This window comes from Polaromonas sp., assembly GCF_049790275.1.
In the GTDB taxonomy this organism is placed as follows: domain Bacteria; phylum Pseudomonadota; class Gammaproteobacteria; order Burkholderiales; family Burkholderiaceae_C; genus Polaromonas.
In genome coordinates this window covers 1-21055 of the sequence record NZ_JBAQYR010000056.1, presented here as the reverse complement: position 1 = coordinate 21055, position 21055 = coordinate 1, and the positions used below count along the sequence as shown (strand labels likewise).

Annotated in this window: 15 protein-coding genes and 1 pseudogene; 12 read left to right on the top strand and 4 right to left on the bottom strand. The window is 62.3% G+C overall.

The features are described 5' to 3' along the window. The first annotated feature begins 37 nt into the window (after positions 1-37). The 8 genes from lpxA (at position 38) to WA904_RS08200 (ending at position 9310) form a co-directional block, all read left to right on the top strand. The gene (gene lpxA / locus WA904_RS08235) at positions 38-832 is read left to right on the top strand and encodes an acyl-ACP--UDP-N-acetylglucosamine O-acyltransferase (RefSeq protein ID WP_425196643.1); all 795 of its coding nucleotides are present in this window, start codon (positions 38-40) and stop codon (positions 830-832) included. Between the two features lie 84 nt (positions 833-916). After that, entirely contained in the window at positions 917-2047 is a 1131-nt protein-coding gene (gene lpxB / locus WA904_RS08230; RefSeq protein WP_425196724.1) for a lipid-A-disaccharide synthase, read from the top strand. Then, the gene (rnhB, locus tag WA904_RS08225; protein ID WP_425196642.1) at positions 2019-2636 is read left to right on the top strand and encodes a ribonuclease HII; all 618 of its coding nucleotides are present in this window, start codon (positions 2019-2021) and stop codon (positions 2634-2636) included. The genes lpxB and rnhB overlap by 29 nt, the downstream gene beginning before the upstream one ends. Beyond that, positions 2633-3424: a TrmH family RNA methyltransferase gene (locus WA904_RS08220; RefSeq protein ID WP_425196641.1), complete on the top strand. Its 792-nt coding sequence runs from the start codon at positions 2633-2635 to the stop codon at positions 3422-3424. Before rnhB ends, WA904_RS08220 begins: the two co-directional genes overlap by 4 nt. Before the next feature lie 188 nt (positions 3425-3612). Further along, positions 3613-4794, top strand: a complete 1182-nt coding sequence (gene carA / locus WA904_RS08215; RefSeq protein WP_425196640.1) for a glutamine-hydrolyzing carbamoyl-phosphate synthase small subunit — start codon at positions 3613-3615, stop codon at positions 4792-4794. Then, a complete protein-coding gene (gene carB, locus WA904_RS08210) occupies positions 4787-8017 on the top strand; it encodes a carbamoyl-phosphate synthase large subunit (protein WP_425196639.1) in 3231 nt (1076 codons plus the stop codon). The genes carA and carB overlap by 8 nt, the downstream gene beginning before the upstream one ends. A 361-nt stretch (positions 8018-8378) precedes the next feature. Further along, positions 8379-8855: a transcription elongation factor GreA gene (greA, locus tag WA904_RS08205; RefSeq protein ID WP_425196638.1), complete on the top strand. Its 477-nt coding sequence runs from the start codon at positions 8379-8381 to the stop codon at positions 8853-8855. 17 nt (positions 8856-8872) lie between these two features. Continuing rightward, positions 8873-9310: a DUF4149 domain-containing protein gene (locus tag WA904_RS08200; RefSeq protein WP_425196637.1), complete on the top strand. Its 438-nt coding sequence runs from the start codon at positions 8873-8875 to the stop codon at positions 9308-9310. 102 nt (positions 9311-9412) lie between these two features. On the opposite strand, the gene folD is transcribed toward WA904_RS08200, so the two are convergent. The 3 genes from folD to WA904_RS08185 all read right to left on the bottom strand — a co-directional run bounded on the left by folD (position 9413) and on the right by WA904_RS08185 (position 13593). After that, a complete protein-coding gene (gene folD, locus WA904_RS08195; RefSeq protein WP_425196636.1) occupies positions 9413-10279 on the bottom strand; it encodes a bifunctional methylenetetrahydrofolate dehydrogenase/methenyltetrahydrofolate cyclohydrolase FolD in 867 nt (288 codons plus the stop codon). Between the two features lie 89 nt (positions 10280-10368). After that, on the bottom strand, positions 10369-10995 hold the full coding sequence (locus WA904_RS08190; RefSeq protein ID WP_077594972.1) for a response regulator transcription factor: 627 nt from the start codon (positions 10993-10995) through the stop codon (positions 10369-10371). A 36-nt stretch (positions 10996-11031) separates the two neighbouring features. Further along, a complete protein-coding gene (locus WA904_RS08185; protein WP_425196635.1) occupies positions 11032-13593 on the bottom strand; it encodes a PAS domain S-box protein in 2562 nt (853 codons plus the stop codon). 281 nt (positions 13594-13874) lie between these two features. Here WA904_RS08185 and aceE point away from each other — a divergent pair, with 281 nt between their 5' ends. From aceE to lpdA, 4 genes are all read left to right on the top strand, one after another. Beyond that, positions 13875-16604 carry a pyruvate dehydrogenase (acetyl-transferring), homodimeric type gene (aceE, locus tag WA904_RS08180; protein ID WP_425196634.1) on the top strand — a complete coding sequence of 910 codons (2730 nt, stop codon included), beginning with the start codon at positions 13875-13877 and terminating at the stop codon, positions 16602-16604. Between the two features lie 32 nt (positions 16605-16636). Beyond that, positions 16637-18304, top strand: a complete 1668-nt coding sequence (aceF, locus tag WA904_RS08175; RefSeq protein WP_425196633.1) for a dihydrolipoyllysine-residue acetyltransferase — start codon at positions 16637-16639, stop codon at positions 18302-18304. Between the two features lie 104 nt (positions 18305-18408). After that, the gene (locus WA904_RS08170) at positions 18409-18993 is read left to right on the top strand and encodes an MFS transporter (RefSeq protein ID WP_425196632.1); all 585 of its coding nucleotides are present in this window, start codon (positions 18409-18411) and stop codon (positions 18991-18993) included. 27 nt (positions 18994-19020) lie between these two features. Then, positions 19021-20841 (top strand): dihydrolipoyl dehydrogenase, encoded by a 1821-nt coding sequence (lpdA, locus tag WA904_RS08165; protein ID WP_425196631.1) that lies wholly within the window; start codon positions 19021-19023, stop codon positions 20839-20841. A gap of 80 nt (positions 20842-20921) precedes the next feature. On the opposite strand, the pseudogene WA904_RS08160 reads toward lpdA, so the two are convergent. Further along, positions 20922-21055 (bottom strand): annotated as a pseudogene (locus tag WA904_RS08160) (IS1595 family transposase); the annotation flags it as partial.

Sequence of the window (21055 nt, the reverse complement as noted above, 5' to 3'; positions counted from 1 at the left end):
CATTGGCCGAGGTGTTGTTCGAACAATTCATTTTTTCATGACCGCCATCCATCCCACAGCGCTGGTTGACCCCCAGGCCCAGCTCGACAGCAGCGTCAGCGTTGGCCCGTACACGGTGATCGGCCCGCACGTCGAGGTCGCGGCCGGCACGACGATTGGCGCGCATTGCGTCATCGAAGGCCACACGACGATAGGTCGCGACAACCGCATTTTCCAGTTCAATTCGCTGGGCGCGATTCCGCAGGACAAGAAGTACGCCGGCGAGCCTGGCGAGCTGGTGATCGGCGACCGCAACACCATCCGCGAGTTTTGCACTTTCAATATCGGCACGCCTGGCGGCGGCGGGGTGACCAAGCTGGGCAACGACAACTGGATGATGGCGTACGTGCACCTGGCGCACGATTGCCTGGTGGGCAACAACACCACCTTCGCCAACAACTCGCAACTGGCCGGCCATGTGACTGTCGGCGACTGGGTGATTCTTGGCGGCTTTACCGTGGTCCACCAGTTTGTGCGGATCGGAGCACACAGCATGACGGCCATGTGTTCGCTGCTGTTTGCCGATTTACCCCCCTTCGTGATGTGCCAGGGCCAGCCCGCCGAAGCGCGGTCGATGAATTTTGAAGGCTTGCGCCGGCGCGGGTTCTCTCCCGAGCGCATCACCGCGGTGAAGGCCATGCACAAGGCCCTGTACCGTGAGGATCTGCCCTTGGACACGGCTCGGGCGCAGATTGCTGGTCTGAGTGAAAAGTACCCTGAGTCCGCTCCTGATGTGAAAATGATGCTCTCATTTTTGCAGCAAACCGCACCGCAGCGCGGCATCGTCCGGTAGGCGCTGATGTCCCTGGCGCCAACCCCTCTGCCCAGCCGTCCAGAGGCGGGTGGGCTCACTGCACAGCGGGCTCCCGTCATGGCCATGGTGGCCGGCGAAACTTCCGGAGATTTGCTGGCCAGCCTGCTGCTTGACGGTTTTCGTGCTCGCTGGCCTGGCCTGCGCGCCGGTGGCATAGGAGGCCCCCAGATGGCAAGCCGGGGTTTCGAGGCCTGGTGGCCCAGCGAAAAATTGGCAGTACGCGGTTATGTCGAGGTGCTGCGCCACTACCGCGAAATTGTCGGCATACGCAGGCAATTGAAGGAAAAACTGCTGCAGCAGCGCCCCGATATTTTTATTGGCGTTGACGCCCCCGATTTCAACCTCGACCTGGAAGCCGACCTCAAGGCGGCCGGGATCCGTACCGTGCATTTCATCAGCCCTTCGGTCTGGGCATGGCGTGCCGATCGGGTGGAAAAAATCCGCCGCAGTGTCGATCACGTGCTGTGTATCTTTCCTTTTGAACCAGCCCTGTTGGCACAGCACGGCATTGCCGCCACCTATGTGGGCCATCCGCTGGCTGGCATGATCCCGATGCAGCCTGACCGCGTGGAAACTCGCAGAAAACTGGGTTTGCAGGCGGACGACCTGGTGTTGGCCGTGCTGCCGGGCAGCCGCCGTTCCGAAGTCCAGTACTTGGCTGATCGGTTCTTTCACGCTGCAGACCTTGTCAGGCGGGTGCATCCAGCTATCAAAATAATAGTGCCCGCCGTGTCTGCCCTGCGCGAATTCATCGCCCAGGCGGCGAGGGCGGCCGGCATGCAGGATGACGTGCAGATTGTCACCGGGCAGTCCCACACCGTGCTGGCGGCTTGCGATGTCACGCTGATTGCCAGCGGCACCGCGACGCTGGAAGCGGCGCTGTTCAAGCGGCCCATGGTGATCGCCTACAACATGAACTGGCTGTCCTGGCAGATCATGCGCCGCAAGAAGCTGCAGCCCTGGGTAGGCCTGCCCAACATCCTGTGCCGCGATTTTGTGGTGCCCGAACTGCTGCAGGACGCTGCCACGCCAAAAGCGCTGGCCGATGCCGTTTTGCAGTGGATAGATGCGAAAATCTCGGCACCCGAAAAAATTGCCACCGTCGAACAACGCTTCATGCAGTTGCACCAAGAGTTGCACCGCGACACCGCCCAACTAGCCACCGATGCGATCCAGAACATTCTTGAAAGCTGAGCAGGTCACCCTGTCCTGGGACACACCCGGCCTCTGGGCCGGTGTGGACGAGGCCGGCCGCGGGCCGCTGGCCGGCCCGGTGGTGGCGGCGGCGGTGATTCTGGACGACCTCAAGCCCATCAAGGGCCTCGCCGACTCCAAGGTACTGACAGCGCTGCGCCGGGAAAAGCTTTACGACGAAATCCTCGCCAAGGCCTTGTGCTGCTCGATTGCCCAGGCCAGTGTGGAAGAGATCGACAGCCTCAACATCCTGCAAGCCACGATGCTGGCAATGAAACGTGCCGTCGAGGGTTTGCGCCTGAAGCCGGTGAAGGTGCTGGTGGACGGCAACCGCCTGCCGGTGCTCAGCATGCTGGCCGAGGCCATCGTCAAGGGCGATGCGCTGGTGCCATCGATTTCCGCGGCTTCCATCCTGGCCAAGGTTTACCGCGACCGCTGGTGCGAGCAGTTCCACCTGGAGTACCCGCAATACGGCTTCGCCGGCCACAAGGGCTATGGCACGGCCGAGCACCTGGCGGCCTTGCGCGAGCACGGCGCCTGCCCGCAGCATCGCCGCTCCTTCAGCCCGGTGGCCGAGGTCCTGCGTTGAGTGCTGCATCGCCGGCAGCCCCCGTCTTTGTCACGTCGCGCGACAACGCCCTGGTCAAGGAGCTGCGCAGGCTGTCGCAGGACAGCACGGCCTACCGCAAGCAGGGTCGTATTTGGCTGGAAGGTGATCATTTGTGCCGTGCAGCCCTTGCGCGGGGCCTGAAACCGCAGATCGCCGTCTTTTCCGAGTCATTCTGGCCTGTTGCCCCCGCCGAATGGACACAGTCCGCTATCAAAACCATAGTCATTCCTGATGCCTTGCTGCCTGACATCAGCGGCCTGGAATCCCCGGCGCGCATGGGGTTTGTGCTTGATCTTCCGGCGCCTGCGGCCTTGCTGCCCGGCGCCGCCTCGCTGATCCTGGACCGCGTGCAGGATGCCGGCAACGTCGGCTCCATGCTGCGCAGCGCCGCGGCCTTCGGTTTCAGCCAGGTGATTGCGCTCAAGGGTACGGCCGCGCTCTGGTCGCCCAAGGTGCTGCGCGCCGGCATGGGGGCGCATTTTTCGCTACAGCTGCTGGAAGCGGTGGAACCGCAGGCGCTGAACGCACTGACAGTACCCATCCTCGTAACCAGTTCACACCATGGCGGCTTTTTGCACCAGCAAAACCTGCCCATGCCCTGCGCCTGGGCCATGGGGCACGAAGGCCAGGGCGTCGGTGATGATCTGATGGCTCGGGCCAGCCTGAGGGTTCGCATTGATCAGCCCGGCGGAGAGGAGTCGCTCAATGTTGCCGCTGCCACTGCGATCTGCCTGTACGCTAGCTCCTTGGCAACGCAACCGGGCTGAAGTAGGGGCGCATGTCTTAAATGCATAAAGCCCTTCGCTTCCTCAAGCTATAATCAAGGGCTTTTCAAAACACAGCTTCGCCCGAGCGCACACCAAGCCAACACCCTCACAAAAGCAGCCCGCAAGAGTCTTGACCGAGACGTTTCTTGTGCACGCTTGGGCGAACCGTAACCAATCCGGAGAACCCAGTGCTTTTGTCTCTACAGGGAAATACCCCGCACGCCATCCTGGCGCTCGCAGACGGCACGGTCTTTATCGGCAATTCCATCGGAGCAGTGGGCTCCACAGTCGGCGAGGTGGTGTTCAACACCGCCATGACCGGTTACCAGGAAATCCTCACGGATCCCAGCTACTGCCAGCAGATCGTCACCCTCACGTACCCCCACATCGGTAACTACGGCATCAGTGCCGAGGATGTGGAAGCCGACAAGGTCCATGCAGCCGGCCTGATCATCAAGGACCTGCCGCTGATCGCGTCGAACTTCCGCAGCACCATGACCCTGTCCGAGTACCTGGTCAGGGAAAAAACGGTGGCGATTGCCAACGTCGACACGCGCCAGCTCACCCGCATGCTGCGTACCAAGGGCGCGCAGAACGGCTGCATTCTGGCCCTGCCGTTGGGCGAGGTAGTGTCGCCCGAGGCGATCGAGCAGGCGGTGGCTGCTGCCCGCAGCGCACCCAACATGGCCGGCCTCGACCTCGCCAAGGTGGTCAGCTGCAAACAGTCTTATGAGTGGACCCAGACCGAGTGGAAGCTGGGTTCGGGTTACGGCGTGCAGATCACGCCGAAGTTCCATGTCGTCGCCTTCGATTTCGGCGTGAAGAAAAACATCCTGCGCATGATGGCCGAGCGGGGCGCGCGCATCACCGTGGTGCCGGCACAGACGCCTGCCGCCGACGTGCTCAAGCTCAAACCCGATGGCATCTTCCTGGCCAACGGCCCCGGAGATCCGGAACCCTGCGACTATGCGATTGCTGCGGTGCGTGAGCTGATCGACACCGGCATCCCGACCTTCGGCATCTGCCTGGGCCACCAGATCATGGCGCTGGCCAGCGGCGCCAAAACCTTCAAGATGAAGTTCGGTCACCATGGTGCCAACCACCCGGTGAAAGACCTCGACAACGGCCGCGTCAGCATCACCAGCCAGAACCACGGTTTTGCAGTGGACGAAAAAACCCTGCCGGCCAATCTGCGTCCCACCCACATCAGCCTATTCGACGGCACGCTGCAAGGCCTGGCCCGCACGGACAAGCCGGCCTTCTGCTTCCAGGGCCACCCGGAAGCCTCGCCCGGCCCGCACGATATTTCGTATTTGTTTGACCGTTTCACCGCGCTGATGGAACAGGCTCAGGAGAAGAAGAATGCCTAAGCGCACAGACATCAAAAGCGTCCTCATCATCGGCGCCGGCCCCATCATCATCGGCCAGGCCTGCGAGTTCGACTACTCCGGCGTGCAGGCCTGCAAGGCGCTGCGTGAAGAGGGTTACAAGGTCATCCTGATCAACAGCAACCCGGCGACCATCATGACCGACCCGGCCACGGCCGACGTCACCTACATCGAGCCCATCACCTGGCAGACGGTCGAGAAAATCATCGCCAAGGAGCGTCCCGACGCCATCCTGCCGACCATGGGCGGGCAGACCGCGCTCAATTGCGCACTCGACCTCTGGCACAACGGTGTGCTCGACAAGTACAAGGTCGAACTCATAGGCGCGACGCCAGAAGCCATCGACAAGGCCGAAGACCGCCTGAAGTTCAAGGACGCGATGACCAAGATCGGCCTGGGATCGGCCCGCTCCGGCATCGCGCACAGCATGGAAGAAGCCTGGACGGTTCAGAAGACCCTGGGTTTCCCGACCGTGATCCGTCCCAGCTTCACGCTGGGCGGTACCGGCGGCGGCATTGCCTACAACTCGGAAGAGTTCGAGGTCATCTGCAAGCGCGGCCTGGAAGCTTCGCCGACCAACGAGCTGTTGATCGAGGAATCGCTGCTCGGCTGGAAAGAGTACGAGATGGAAGTGGTCCGCGACAAGGCGGACAACTGCATCATCGTCTGCTCGATTGAAAACCTGGATCCCATGGGTGTGCACACCGGCGACTCGATCACCGTGGCACCGGCGCAGACGCTGACCGACAAGGAATACCAGATCCTGCGCAATGCCTCGCTGGCCGTGCTGCGTGAGATCGGCGTGGACACCGGCGGCTCCAACGTGCAGTTCTCAATCAACCCGGTCGATGGCCGCATGGTGGTGATCGAAATGAACCCGCGTGTTTCGCGTTCTTCCGCGCTGGCCTCCAAGGCGACGGGTTTCCCGATTGCCAAGGTGGCGGCCAAGCTGGCCATTGGCTACACGCTGGACGAACTGCGCAACGAGATCACCGGCGGCGCCACGCCCGCGAGTTTCGAGCCCAGCATCGATTACGTGGTCACCAAGATCCCGCGTTTCGCGTTTGAGAAATTCCCGGCCGCCGATTCGCGCCTGACCACGCAGATGAAGTCGGTCGGCGAAGTCATGGCCATGGGCCGCACCTTCCAGGAGTCCTTCCAGAAAGCCCTGCGCGGCCTGGAAGTCGGCGTGGACGGCATGAACGAGAAGACGCAGGACCGCGAGGTGCTCGAGAAGGAACTCGGCGCGCCCGGTCCCGACCGCATCTGGTACGTGGGCGACGCCTTTGCCATGGGCATGAGCGTGGATGAAGTTTTTGCGCTGACCAAGATCGACCCCTGGTTTCTGGTGCAGATCGAGCAGATCGTCAAGGTCGAGCTTGAACTGGAAACCACCACCCTGGACAAGATTGACGAGCCGACGCTGCGTATGCTCAAGCAGAAGGGCTTTTCTGACAGGCGCCTGGCCAAACAGCTGAAGACCACCGACACTGCCATCCGTGAGAAACGGCTGGAGCTGGGTGTGCGCCCGGTCTACAAGCGGGTGGACACCTGCGCCGCCGAGTTCGCGACCAACACCGCCTACATGTACTCGACCTACGAAGGCGAGGGCAGCGAGTGCGAAGCCGAGCCGACCGACAACAAGAAAATCATGGTGCTGGGCGGCGGTCCGAACCGCATCGGCCAGGGCATCGAGTTCGACTACTGCTGCGTGCATGCCGCACTCGCCATGCGCGAGGATGGCTACGAGACCATCATGGTCAACTGCAACCCCGAGACCGTCTCGACCGACTACGACACCAGCGACCGCCTGTATTTCGAGCCGCTGACGCTGGAAGACGTGCTGGAAATTGTCGACAAGGAAAAACCGCTGGGCGTGATTGTCCAGTACGGCGGCCAGACACCTTTGAAGCTGGCGCTGGACCTGGAGAAAAACGGCGTGCCCATCATCGGCACCTCGCCCGACATGATCGACGCAGCCGAAGACCGCGAACGTTTCCAGAAGCTGCTTCATGAACTCAAGCTGCGCCAGCCGCCCAACGCGACGGCCCGTACCGAGCCGGAAGCGCTGGAAAAAGCCGCCGCCCTCGGCTACCCGCTGGTGGTGCGCCCCAGCTACGTGCTGGGCGGCCGGGCGATGGAAATTGTGCACGAGCAGCGCGACCTCGAGCGTTACATGCGCGAAGCGGTCAAGGTCAGCCATGACTCGCCGGTGTTGCTGGACCGCTTCCTGAACGACGCGATCGAATGTGACGTTGATTGCATCCGCGATCCTGAAGGCGTGACCTTCATTGGCGGCGTGATGGAACACATCGAGCAGGCCGGCGTGCACAGCGGCGACTCGGCCTGTTCCCTGCCGCCGTATTCGCTCAGTGCCGAAACGGTGACCGAGATCAAGCGCCAGACCGCAGCCATGGCAAAAGCCCTGAATGTGGTCGGCCTCATGAACGTGCAGTTCGCCATCCAGCATGTGGACGGCAAGGACGTGATCTATGTGCTCGAGGTGAACCCCCGCGCATCGCGCACCGTGCCTTTTGTCAGCAAGGCCACCGGCATCCAGCTGGCCAAGGTGGCGGCGCGCTGCATGGTGGGCCAGACGCTGGCGTCGCAGGGCATCAAAAACGAAGTGACACCGCCGTACTTCAGTGTCAAGGAAGCGGTGTTTCCTTTCGTCAAGTTCCCCGGCGTGGACACCATTCTCGGCCCCGAGATGAAGTCGACCGGCGAGGTCATGGGTGTGGGCAAGACCTTTGGCGAGGCTTTTGTGAAGTCGCAGCTCGGTGCCGGCACCAAGTTGCCGACCTCTGGCAAAGTGTTCCTGACCGTCAAGAACAACGACAAGCCGCGTGCCGTGGAAGTGGCGCGTGCGCTGGCAACACTGAAGTTCGACATCGTTGCCACCAAGGGCACGGCCGCAGCCATCAACGCCGCCGGCATTCCCTGCGGCGTGGTCAACAAGGTCACCGAGGGCCGGCCGCACGTGGTGGACATGATCAAGAACAACGAGATTGCGCTGGTCATCAACACCGTGGAAGAACGTCGCAACGCGATTGCCGACTCGCGGCAGATCCGCACCTCGGCGCTGCTGGCACGGGTCACCACCTACACGACCATCGCCGGGGCCGAAGCGGCGGTGGAGGGCATGAAATACCTGGACAACCTGACGGTTTATTCGGTCCAGGAGCTTCACGCCCAGCTGATGTGACCCCCACGGTCGCTCATTTCGTGTAGCTTCCGAGGCCTTGCAGGCCGCGGCTCGCGAGACGCTTCGCCTCTGTCGCCCGTCCAAGCCTGCGCAGGCAGGCTTGGAGCCGCGGGCTCCAGCCCCTCGGGGGCCGCTGCGCCTGCGGACTGGCAAAGCCAGATCCGCGGCCCTGGCTGGTGGGGAGAGGTTCCCCACCGGTCGTTCGCTTAGCGTAATTTCGTGTGTCCGTGGGGGCGTCGCTGCTAGGGTCTGCGCTGGCGAGTACTGCACCCGATTTGCATTAAACTGGCATCAGGACAAACATGTTAAGACGCCGCCGCCAGGTGACTGGTGGCGGTTTCGCTTTTGGAGGACTCAAACCATGGCAACCATTCCTATTACCAAACGTGGCGCAGAAAAGCTCAAGGCCGAGTTGCACCAGCTCAAGACCGTGGATCGTCCCTGGGTGATCAACTCGATTTCCGAAGCCCGGGCGCAGGGCGACCTGAGCGAAAACGCCGAATACGACGCCGCCAAGGACCGCCAGGGTTTTATCGAAGGCCGTATCCAGGAAATCGAAGGCAAGCTGTCAGCCGCCCAGATCATCGACCCGTCAGAGGTGGATGCAGGGGGCAAGGTGGTGTTCGGCTCCACCATCGAGCTGCAGGACGAGGATTCCGGCGACAAGGTGACCTACCAGATCGTCGGTGAAGACGAGGCCGACATCAAGCAGGGCCTGGTCAACATCAGCTCGCCGATCGCGCGCGCACTGATCGGCAAGGACGAGGGCGACACCGCCGAGGTGCAGGCTCCCGGCGGTATCAAGCGTTACGAGATCATCGCGGTGATGTACATCTAGCTTTCTTGCCAGGGCACATGAAATCACGCCTGAGCATTGTGCTGGCCGCCCTCTGGTGGGGCAGCCTGACGGGCTTGGGGTTTGTCGTGGTGCCCATGCTGTTTGCCCACCTGCCCAGCCCGGCGATGGCCGGCGCCATGGCGGCAAAACTTTTCACTGCGCAAACCTGGCTCAGCATTGCTTGCAGCTTCCTGCTGCTCCTGGTTCTCAATAAAAACAGGGCTTCTGCCCTTTCCCCGCCTGCGCCAGCTGCTATCAAATATGTAGTGGCCGGCTTGCTGCTGGCGGTGTTGGTGGAGTTCGGCGTGGCGCCGAACATCGTCAGCGCACGCGCCAGCGGCGGTGACCTCCGGTTCTGGCACGGCCTGGGCAGCGCGATGTACCTGGCGCAGTGGCTGGCTGCCGGTTGGACGCTGTGGTGCCTGAGCCGTTTAACGAACGCTGGCGCCGCATAGCGGGCGGACCAAGGACCACAGCACTCTTCTCTTTTCAAGCGGGGGCCGCGGGTCCGGCTTCGCCGGCCCGCAGGCGCAGCGGCCCCCTCGGGGGGCAGGGAGTTACACGGAGTGAACGACCGTGGGGGCTCTTTCAGCCGCTTCCAGCGTGTTCACGAGCAGCATGGCGCGGGTCATGGGCCCGACGCCGCCGGGCACTGGCGTGATCCAGCCAGCCACCTGCGACACGCCGGCAAAATCGACGTCGCCGCACAGCTTGCCGGCCTCGTCGCGGTTCATGCCCACGTCAATCACCACAGCGCCGGGTTTGACCATGTCAGCCGTCAGAACCATGCGCTTGCCGACCGCGGCCACCACGACATCGGCCTGCCGTGTGTACAGGCCGATGTCCGCGGTGCCGCTGTGGCACACGGTGACGGTGGCGTTGGCCTGCAGCAGCAGCAGGGCCATCGGTTTGCCCACCGTGTTGCTGCGGCCGATGACGACCGCATTCTTGCCTTTCAGGCTGATGCCGGTGGTTTCAATCAGCTTCATGCAGCCGTAGGGGGTGCAGGGGCGAAAACCCGGCTGGCCGACCATCAGCGCACCTGCGCTTTGCACGTGGAAGCCGTCGACATCCTTGAGTGGCGAGATTGTCTCGATGACTTTGTGGGGGTCGATGTGTTTGGGCAGCGGCATCTGCACGAGGATGCCGTGAATCGACGGATCGGCGTTCAGCACTTCGATGCGGGCGAGGAGCTCAGCCTCGGAAAACGTGGCTGGGTAACGGTCAAGCACCGAGCGCACGCCGCTGGTTTCACAGTCGTTGACCTTGTGCTTGACATAGACCTGCGAGGCCGGGTCCTCGCCCACCAGGATCACCGCGAGGCCGGGCTGGCGTCCGCGGGCAGTGAGGGCGGCGGCGCGCTCGGTAACCTCCGCACGGATTGTCCTGGCGAGGGCGTTGCCGTCAATGAGTTGTGCAGTCATGATTTCAGTTTTCTAAAGTAAAAACGCCCGCTGGTCCAGCAACCACGGGCGCAAGCAGCTATCGGAAAGATAGCGACCGGAGATGGGGTTCAGGCCTTGGGTGCGCTCGAGCCCAGGGCGATTTTCAGCAGGTCGGCGACGGTGTTGGCGTTGAGCTTTTCCATGATGTTGGCGCGGTGCGCCTCCACCGTCTTGATGCTGATGCCCAGGTCGTCGGCGATCTGCTTGTTCAGGCGGCCGGCGACGATGCGTTCGAGCACCTGCGCTTCGCGCGAGGTGAGCTTGGCGAGCAGGGCGTCGCGGCTGGCCGACTGCTGGTGTTCGCTGAAGGCTTCCTTGGCCTGGTCCAGCATGCGTTCGACCAGGCTGACCAGGGCTTCTTCCTGGAAAGGCTTCTGGATGAAATCCATGGCGCCTTTTTTCATGGTGTTCACGGCCATGGGCACGTCGCCGTGGCCGGTAATGAAAACGATGGGCAAGGGCGATTTGCGTTCCACCAGGCGGTCCTGCAGCTCCAGGCCGGTCATGCCGCCCATGCGGATGTCGACGATCAGGCAGGCGACTTCGCGCGGATCGTAGCGGCTCAGGAAAGTTTCGGCAGAGTCGTAGCAGCGGACGCGGTAGTCCTTGCCTTCGAGTAGCCACTGGAGCGAGTCACGCACGCCCTCGTCGTCATCAACGACGTAAACGGTACCTTTTTTCGGAATCAAGCTCATGCCAAACCTTTGCGTGGACGGTATCGGAATACCTTGTCAGGAAATGCCAGTTGGGGTGGCGGGCGCTTCTGCTGCGGCGGCCGGCAAAAGCAGGGGTGTCACAGGAATCCAGAAGGTAAACCGGCACCCCACCACTTCGTCGCCATTGTAGAGGTTCTCGGCCTGCATCCTGCCCTGGTGGGACTCGACAATGCTGCGGCACAGTTTCAGGCCGATGCCCATGCCTTCTGCCTTGGTCGAGTAGAAGGCTTCATAAAGCCGGCCCATCACCTCAGGCGACAGTCCCTTGCCTGAATCCAGCACCGAAAACTCGATCACATCCTGGTCTTCGATGTTCTTCGGCACCACGCGCAGCTCCACGCTGCGCCGCGCGGTGGGGCGGCGTGCCTGCGCAATCGATTCGGCCCCGTTTTTCATCAGGTTGATAAGCACCTGCTCGATCAGGATGGGGTCCACCATCACCGGCGGCAGGCGCGCAGCGATGTAGTGACTCAGCCGCACGTTGTGGCGGCGCAGCTCGATGTCGGCCAGTTCCATCGCGTTGCTGACCATGGTGGCAACGTCGGCCGAGGTCCGGTTCGGCTCGCTGCGTTTCACAAAGGAACGGATGCGCTGGATGATCTGTCCGGCGCGGTGTGCCTGCTTCGCGGTTTTCTCCAGCGCAATCAGCAGGTCTTCATTGCTGATCTGCTGGCCCTTGATGCGCGACACCATGCCGTTGCAATAATTGTTGATGGCCGTCAGTGGCTGGTTCAGTTCGTGCGCCACGCTCGACGCCATCTCGCCCATGGTGATCAGCCGGCTGGCTGACTGGGCGCGTTCGGCCTGCTGGGCGGCCTGTTCTTCGGCGTGGCGGCGCGGCGTGATGTCGGTGGCAATCACCATCTGCGCCAGCCGGCCGTCGACCCAGGTCAGGTAGCGCGAGCGAACCTCCAGCCACTTGCCGAGTTCAGGTACAAAAATCTCGGCATTTTCGGTTTGGGCCGTGGTCAGCGTGTCGGTCGGAAAACCAGCCAGGCCGTCGACGGCATCGAGGGTATCGTCGGTCGGCGTCACGGCCGGCACGCCGGCCTGCGCAATCAGGTTCATGTGGCCGGCGACTTCGCCGCCGAACCAGGCGCGGTACAGCTTGTTGGCAAACAGCAGCTCCTCACTGCCCAGCGGCGCGACCGACACGGCCGCGTCAAGGCCTTCCAGCACGGTGGTGAAACGTTCGTAAGAGGCGGACAGTTCTTCGCGGACCCGCTTGGGCTCGGTGATGTCGGTGACCGAGGTCATCCAGCCGGTCTGCTGGCCGCGCGGGTCGATCAGCGGCGAGACATACATGCGGCCGTCGAAAATCGCGCCGCTTTTGCGTTTGATGCGTACCTCGAAGCCGCCCGGCGTGGAGCGGCCATGCAGTTCGTCGTCCAGCCGGGCTGCCAGCGTTTCCCTGTCCTGGTCGGGCCAGTAAGGGAAAGGGGCGGTGCGGCCCACCAGCTCGCCCTCGCTCCAGCCTGTCATCTGGCAAAAAGCCGGATTCACGTAGGTGATGCGGCCCTGCAGGTCCAGCGCCCGCATGCCGGTCAGCATGGAGTTTTCCATGGCGCGCCGGAAATTGGTTTCGGTGATCAATGCCTGTTGCGCCTGGACGCGGCGCCGCGTATGGCGCCAGGTGCCGAGCAGCATCCAGACCGTGAGGGCGCTCAGCGCGCTGACCAGCCAGAAAAAACCGCTGCCGACCACGCCCAACGAGGCCCGGTAGCCTTGGGCCTTGAGCAGCAGGCCGTTGCCGACCGGTGAAACAGGGATTTCATACTCCTGCGTTTCGTCAGACAGGGGCAGCAGCTTGGCCGCCGTGTTCCTGGGCGGCGGCAGATGGCCGGCCAGCACCTTGCCCTGGTCGTCAAGCAGGGCCACGGCGTATTTGGCCGTGACTTCGTTGGGCACGCCAAAGCGCAGCAGGCCATCGATGGAGTATTCGCCCATGATGACGCCGTCAAACCGGCCCTGGTCGTCCAGCGGCACCTGCAGCTGCAGGCTGGGTGCGTTGTAGCTGGTGTCGTCCTTGACGGTCAGCGGACGTGAATAGACCGGCTGGCGCAGGTCGCGCGCCAGGCCGAAGGTGCTTTCCGTTTCTCCGCGCTTGAGCTGTTCGCCCGTCGACTGCACCTGCGATGCATTGGCGCTTGGCGACACATAGGAAGACTTGACCCTGCGGCGCGAATCTATCCAGGTCACGGCCAGCAGCTCGGGGTACTGGTTGACCAGCGATTCGGCCTGCGCAACGAACTCCTCGCTGTCCACGTCCTTGTTGGAAACATCGCGGCCCAGCCGCATCAACTGCTCCTGGCGCTCCAGCAGGCGCAGGCGCAGCCTCTGCTGGGCGTATTCGACATCGCGCTTGACGGCCTGCTGCTCGCGGTCCACCTCTTCAACACGCAGGTAGGCAAAAGCCGCAATCACCGCTGCCAGGAAAAGCACGACCGCCAGCAGGGGCCCGAGGGTCACGAAGCGGTCCTGTCGTGTTGGCGATTGACGGCGCCACCAGCGCCGCCAGCGGGCCAGCGGTGCGCTGCCGGGCGGCGTGTCGAAAGTGGAGGGTGTGGGCTCGGTCATGGGGGCAGTCAAGTTTAAGGGAGTTCCCTGGCGTGGCGGGTGGCCTTCGCCGGGCATGACCGTATCACGGGCGGGTGATTCGGCCTGCGGCAGCGGTGTGGTCCTGATAAGCGCCGCCTTTTCTTTGAATTTACAATTTCATTATGTGAAAGTAAAAAGCACTATTTGAAATTATTTTAAAAATGTGGGAAACTAGAGACTTGAATCTAAATTGCGTTAACGTGATGAAGATGCCAGTCAACCAACAGCTAGCCAACTAGCCACCAGCAGGAGACAACACCATGGCTGCAAATCCGGAACAGGCACGTGCCGACACTTTGGGCAACGCTGCCAACGAGGCTCAGGACAAGGACTCGCAGGAAACACGGGAGTGGCTGGAAGCCCTGACTGCCGTCATTGAAAGCGAAGGCCCGGAGCGTGCCCACTTCCTGCTTGAGCAATTGCTGGAACATGCCCGCCAGAGCAGCATCGACATGCCGTTTTCGGCGAATACCGGCTATGTCAACACGATAGAAACCGACCAGGAAGAACGCTGCCCCGGCAACCTGGAAATTGAGGAGCGGCTACGCGCCTACATGCGCTGGAATGCGATGGCCATGGTGGTCAAGGCCAATCGCCATCACCCGGAAGACGGCGGCGACCTGGGCGGCCACATCAGCTCCTTTGCCTCTGTAGCGAACATGTTCGGCGCCGGCTTCAACCATTTCTGGCATGCCGAAAGTGAAAACCATGGTGGCGATTGTCTCTACATCCAGGGGCACAGTTCACCCGGAATCTACGCCCGCGCTTTCCTTGAAGGTCGGCTGACCGAAGAGCAATTGCTCAATTTCCGGCAGGAAGTGGGCGGCAAGGGTTTGTCGAGCTATCCGCATCCCAAGCTGATGCCCGAGTTCTGGCAATTTCCCACCGTGTCCATGGGCCTGGGCCCGCTGATGGGCATTTATCAGGCGCGCTTCCTCAAGTACCTGCATGCGCGTGGCATTGCCAACACCGAAAACCGCAAGGTCTGGGTCTTCTGCGGTGACGGCGAGATGGACGAAGTCGAATCGCTGGGCGCCATTGGTGTGGCGGCGCGGGAAAATCTCGACAACCTGATTTTTGTCATCAACTGCAACCTGCAGCGCCTGGACGGCCCGGTGCGCGGCAACGGCAAGATCATCCAGGAGCTCGAAGGCGAGTTCCGCGGCGCCGGCTGGAATGTCATCAAGCTGATCTGGGGCAGCTACTGGGACCCGCTGCTGGCGCGCGACAAGGACGGCGCGCTGCGCAAGGTCATGATGGACACGCTCGACGGCGACTACCAGGCCATGAAAGCCAATGACGGCGCCTACGTGCGCAAGCATTTCTTCGGCAAGGACCCACGCACGCTGGAGATGGTCGCCAAGATGAGCGACGACGACATCTGGCGCCTGCAGCGCGGCGGCCACGACCCGCAGAAGGTCTATGCGGCCTACCACGCCGCCGTCAAACACAAGGGCCAGCCGACGGTCCTGCTGATCAAGACCGTCAAGGGCTTCGGCATGGGCAAGAGCGGCGAAGGCAAGAACACCGCCCACCAGACCAAGAAGCTGACGGACGAGGACATCCTGGCCTTCCGCGACCGCTTCAACATTCCCATCTCCGACGCGCAGATCGCCGAAGTGCCGTTCTACAAGCCGGCTGACGACACGCCGGAAATGAAATACCTGCACGAACGCCGCAAGGCCCTGGGCGGCTATTTGCCACACCGCCGCGTCAAGGCCGATGAGCAGTTCACCGTGCCCGCACTGGAGACCTTCAAATCAGTGCTCGAGCCGACGGCTGAAGGCCGCGAAATCTCGACGACACAGGCGTATGTGCGTTTCCTGACGACCTTGCTGCGCGACAAGGAAATCGGTCCCCGCGTGGTTCCCATCCTGGTCGATGAGGCCCGCACTTTCGGCATGGAAGGGCTGTTCCGCCAGATCGGCATCTACAACCATGAAGGCCAGCTCTATACGCCGCAGGACCGCGAGCAGGTGAGCTACTACAAGGAAGACAAGGCCGGGCAGATCCTGCAGGAAGGCATCAACGAAGCCGGCGGCATGGCCAGCTGGATTGCGGCGGCGACCTCGTACTCGACGAACAACCGCATCATGATCCCGTTCTACATCTATTACTCGATGTTCGGGCTGCAGCGCGTCGGTGACCTGTGCTGGGCGGCCGGCGACATGCAGGCGCGCGGTTTCCTGCTGGGCGGCACTTCGGGCCGCACCACGCTCAATGGCGAAGGCCTGCAGCACGAAGACGGCCACAGCCACATCATGGCCGGCACCATTCCGAACTGCATTTCGTACGACCCGACTTTCGCGCATGAAGTCGCCGTCATCCTGCACCATGGCCTCAAGCGCATGGTCGAAAAGCAGGACAACGTGTACTTCTACATCACGCTGCTCAATGAAAACTACGCCATGCCCGGCCTCGCGGCCGGCACCGAAGAGCAGATCATCAAGGGCATGTACCTGTGCAAGGAAGGCAAGAAGCTGACGCCGCGCGTTCAGTTGCTCGGCTCGGGCACCATCCTGCGCGAGTCCATTGCCGCCCAGGAACTGCTTGAAAAAGACTGGGGCGTGTCGGCCAACGTCTGGAGCTGCCCAAGCTTCAACGAGCTCACGCGTGAAGGCCAGGACTGCGAACGCTACAACCTGCTGCACCCGCTCGAGAAGACGCCTCGCGTGTCCTTTGTCGCCCAGCAGCTTGAGAAGCACGAAGGTCCCGTCGTTGCCTCGACCGATTACATGAAGGCCTATGCCGAGCAGATCCGCCCCTTCATGCCCAAGGGCCGCAACTACAAGGTGCTGGGCACCGACGGCTTTGGCCGCAGCGACTTCCGCTACAAGCTGCGCGAGCATTTCGAGGTGAACCGCCACTACATCGTCGTTGCCGCGCTGAAGGCGCTGAGCGAGGAGGGCAGCGTGCCGGTGGCCAAGGTTGCCGAGGCCATCAGGAAATACGGCATCAATGCCGACAAGATCAACCCGCTCTACGCCTGAGCAGCGCGCGCAGAACGCACGGAGATAAGAACATGGCATTGGTAGACATCACCATTCCCGACATCGGCGACTTCGACGAGGTGTCGGTCATCGAGCTGCTGGTCAAGCCCGGCGACACGATCAAGGCTGACCAGAGCCTGATGACGGTGGAAAGCGACAAGGCCTCAATGGAAATTCCGTCGAGCCAGGCCGGCGTCGTCAAGGAACTGAAGGTCAAGCTCGGCGACAAGGTCAAGCAGGGGTCGGTGGTGCTGGTGCTGGAAGCAGGCGAGTCCGCCGCCGCACCTGTCGCCGCCCAGGTTCCAGAGCAAAAACAGGCTGCAGCTTCCGTAGCACCTGCGCAAGCTGCTCCAAAATCAGTAGCAGATCCGGCTCCGGCTGCTGCCGCCGCCGGTCCTGTCGAAGTCCGGGTTCCCGACATCGGTGACTTCAAGGACGTGGCCGTCATCGAGGTGCTGGTCAAGGTCGGCGACACCGTGAAAGCCGAGCAGTCGCTGGTGACCGTGGAGTCGGACAAAGCCTCCATGGAGATTCCGTCATCGGCTTCCGGCGTGCTCAAGGAGCTCAAAGTCAAGCTCGGTGACAAGATCAATGTAGGCGACCTGCTGGCCATTCTTGAAGGCTCGGCCACGCCCGCCGCAGCACCGTCCCCGGCGCCAGCCCAGGCGGCCGCTGCAGCACCGGCCGTCAGCCTGGCGAGCGCGCCGGTGGAACGTGTTCTTCCCACTGCGGCCTTGCCGGCCCATGAACCGGCGACGCCCTCCGGCCAGTTGCCGCATGCCTCGCCGTCGGTGCGCAAGGTTGCGCGCGAGCTGGGGGTACCGCTCGGCGAAGTCAAGGGCAGTGGCCCGAAGGGCCGCATCACGCTCGACGACGTGCAGGGCTTCACCAAGTCCGTCATGGCCGGTGATGTACGCACCCAGGCGCAGGCCGCCAGGGCACCGGCTTCGGCCGGCGGTGGTGCGGGCCTGGACCTGTTGCCATGGCCCAAGGTCGACTTCACGAAGTTCGGCCCGGTCGAGCGCAAGGATATTTCCCGCATCAAGAAGATCAGCGGCGCCAACCTGCTGCGCAACTACGTGATGATTCCGCACGTCACCAACCATGACGATGCCGACATCACCGAGCTGGAAGCCTTTCGCGTTTCCACCAACAAGGAAAACGAGAAGGCCGGGCTCAAGGTCACCATGCTGGCCTTCCTGATCAAGGCCAGCGTTGCAGCCTTGAAGAAATACCCCGAATTCAATGCTTCGCTGGACGGCGATCAGCTGGTCTACAAGCAGTACTACCACATCGGTTTTGCCGCCGACACGCCCAATGGGCTGATGGTGCCCGTGCTCAAGGATGCGGACAAAAAAGGCATCATGCAGATTTCGCAGGAAATGGGCGAACTGGCCAAAAAGGCGCGCGACGGCAAGCTCACGCCTGCCGAAATGCAGGGTGCAAGTTTCACCATCTCTTCGCTGGGCGGCATTGGCGGGCGCTATTTCACGCCCATCATCAATGCCCCTGAGGTCGCCATCCTGGGCGTTTCCAAGAGCCAGATGGAGCCGGTCTGGGACGGCAAGGCTTTCCAGCCGCGGCTGATGCTGCCGATGTCGCTGGCCTGGGACCACCGCGTGATCGATGGCGCCGGCGCCGCGCGTTTCAATGCCTACCTGGGCCAGATCCTGAGCGACTTCCGCAGGGTACTGCTGTGACCCCCACGCTCGTCGCTTCGTGTACTTCGCTACCCCCCGAGGGGGCGCTGCGCCTGCGGTCTGGCAGAGCCAGTCCCGCGGCCCCGGCTTGAAAGGATTCCAGGATGACGACGCTTGTGGCTGTGCGCAAAGCCGGGCAGGCCGTGATCGCCACGGACGCCCTGATCACTTTCGGCGACACACGGCTGGCCAACCGCTTCGAAGCCAACAGCAAGATCTTCAAGGTGGAAACGCCGGCCGGCGCCAGTTACGTGGGCATGGCCGGCACGGTTGCGCATTTTCCGGTGCTGCGCAAAGCCATGGCGGCCCTGCCCAAGGACCAGCTCAGGCTGGGCAGCAAGGACGAGGTGTTCGACACCTTCCACAAGCTGCATCCGATGCTCAAGGACGTGTTTTTCCTGCAGACGAAGGAAGACGACAACGACCCCTACGAATCCAGCCAGTTCAGCGTCCTGATCGCCAACAGCAGCGGCATCTACGGGCTGTACAGCTATCGCGAGGTGTTCGAGTTCAAGGAGTTCTGGGGTATAGGCTCCGGACGCAGCTTTGCGCTGGGCGCCATGCACGCCACATGGGACAAGGCCAAGACCGCGCGCGAAGTGGCCCTGGCCGGCGTGCAGGCGGGTTGCGAGTTTGACAAGAATTCCGGCGGACCGGTGGAACTGTTCACGGTCAAGCTGAAAAAGTAAGCCGACCATTTTGCGGAGACAAGAGACATGGCATTGATAGATATCACCATTCCCGACATCGGGGATTTCGACGAGGTTTCCGTGATCGAGCTGCTGGTCAAGCCCGGCGACACGATCAAGGCCGACCAGAGCCTGCTGACGGTCGAAAGCGACAAGGCTTCGATGGAAATTCCGTCCAGCCACGCCGGCATCGTGAAGGAACTCAAGGTCAAGCTCGGCGACAAGGTCAAACAAGGCACGGTTGTGCTGACGCTGGAGGCAGGAGCTTCCGCAGCGGCTCCGGCTTCGGAGATAAAACAGGCTGCAGCCCCCGCTGCATCTGCGCCGACAGCTCCTGAAAAAGTAGCAGAACCGGCCGCTGCCAGCTTTGGCGGCAAGGCTGACCTCGAGTGCGACCTGCTGGTGCTGGGCGCCGGCCCCGGCGGTTATTCGGCGGCTTTCCGCGCGGCCGACCTCGGTCTCAAGGTCGTGCTGGTCGAGCGTTACGCCACCCTGGGTGGCGTCTGCCTGAACGTCGGCTGCATTCCGTCCAAGGCACTGCTGCATGTGGCTGCGGTGATGGACGAGGTCAAACATTTCGACAGCCTTGGCGTGAGCTTCGGCGAGCCGGTTCTCGACATCGCCAAGCTGCGCACGCACAAGGAAAAAGTCGTGGGCAAGCTGACGGGCGGCCTCAGCGCGATGGCGAAGATGCGCAAGGTCACGGTGGTTCGCGGCTATGGCGCCTTTGTCGGCGCCAACCATGTGGAGGTTGAAGAAACTTCCGGTGGCGCGCAGGAAAAAACCGGAAAGAAGCAGACAATCGCGTTCAAAAATTGCATCATCGCGGCCGGCTCGCAGGCTGTGCGCCTGCCCTTCATGCCGGAAGACCCGCGCGTTGTGGACTCCACCGGCGCGCTGAACCTCAAGGAAGTCCCGAAGCGCATGCTGATCCTGGGCGGCGGCATCATTGGCCTCGAGATGGGTACGGTCTATTCCACGCTGGGTGCCCGCCTGGATGTGGTGGAGATGATGGACGGGCTGATGCAGGGCGCCGACCGCGACCTCGTCAAGGTCTGGCAGAAAATGAACGCGCCGCGTTTTGACAACATCATGCTCAAGACAAAAACCGTAGGCGCCAAGGCCACTGCCAAAGGCATCGAGGTCACGTTTGAAGGCGAGGGCGCTCCGGCGCCGCAAACCTACGACCTGGTGCTTCAGGCCGTGGGCCGCACACCCAACGGCAAGAAGATTGCGGCCGACAAGGCCGGCGTGTCCGTGACCGACCGCGGCTTTATCCCGGTCGACATCCAGATGCGCACCAACGTGCCGCACATCTTTGCGATTGGCGACATCGTCGGCCAGCCCATGCTGGCACACAAGGCGGTGCACGAAGCGCATGTGGCCGCTGAAGTGATTGCCGGTGAACTGCAGGGCAACAAGGAACTGGCCAGTGCCGCCTTCAACGCCCGCGTGATCCCCAGCGTGGCCTACACCGACCCTGAAATCGCCTGGGTCGGGCTCACCGAAGACCAAGCCAAGGCGCAGGGCATCAAGGTGAAGAAAGGACTGTTCCCATGGAACGCTTCCGGGCGCGCCATTGCCAATGGCCGCGACGAAGGCTTCACCAAGCTGCTGTTTGATGACTCTCCCGAAGCGCATGGCCACGGCAGGATTCTGGGCGGCGGCATTGTCGGCACGCATGCCGGCGACATGATCGGCGAGATCGCGCTGGCCATCGAGATGGGCGCCGACGCGGTGGACATCGGCAAGACCATCCACCCGCACCCGACGCTCGGTGAAAGCATGGGCATGGCGGCGGAAGTGGCACATGGCAGCTGCACGGATTTGCCGCCTGCGCGCAAATAGTTTTGCATGAAAAGCGCCTCTTCCCCATGAGGCGCGGGCGTTAATAGCTATTTAATTAGGGGCTTAGGAAGCAAAGTTTGTTAAAGAGGATTGCTTCGTAGCAAGGATAACAGCGCTTGGTAGAGGCTTGAGTGACGGTGGTTGAATCTGAACTCGGTTTCCTTCAAATGCAGGTAGAACGTGTGCCTGGGCACGCCATTGAATCGCACCATCC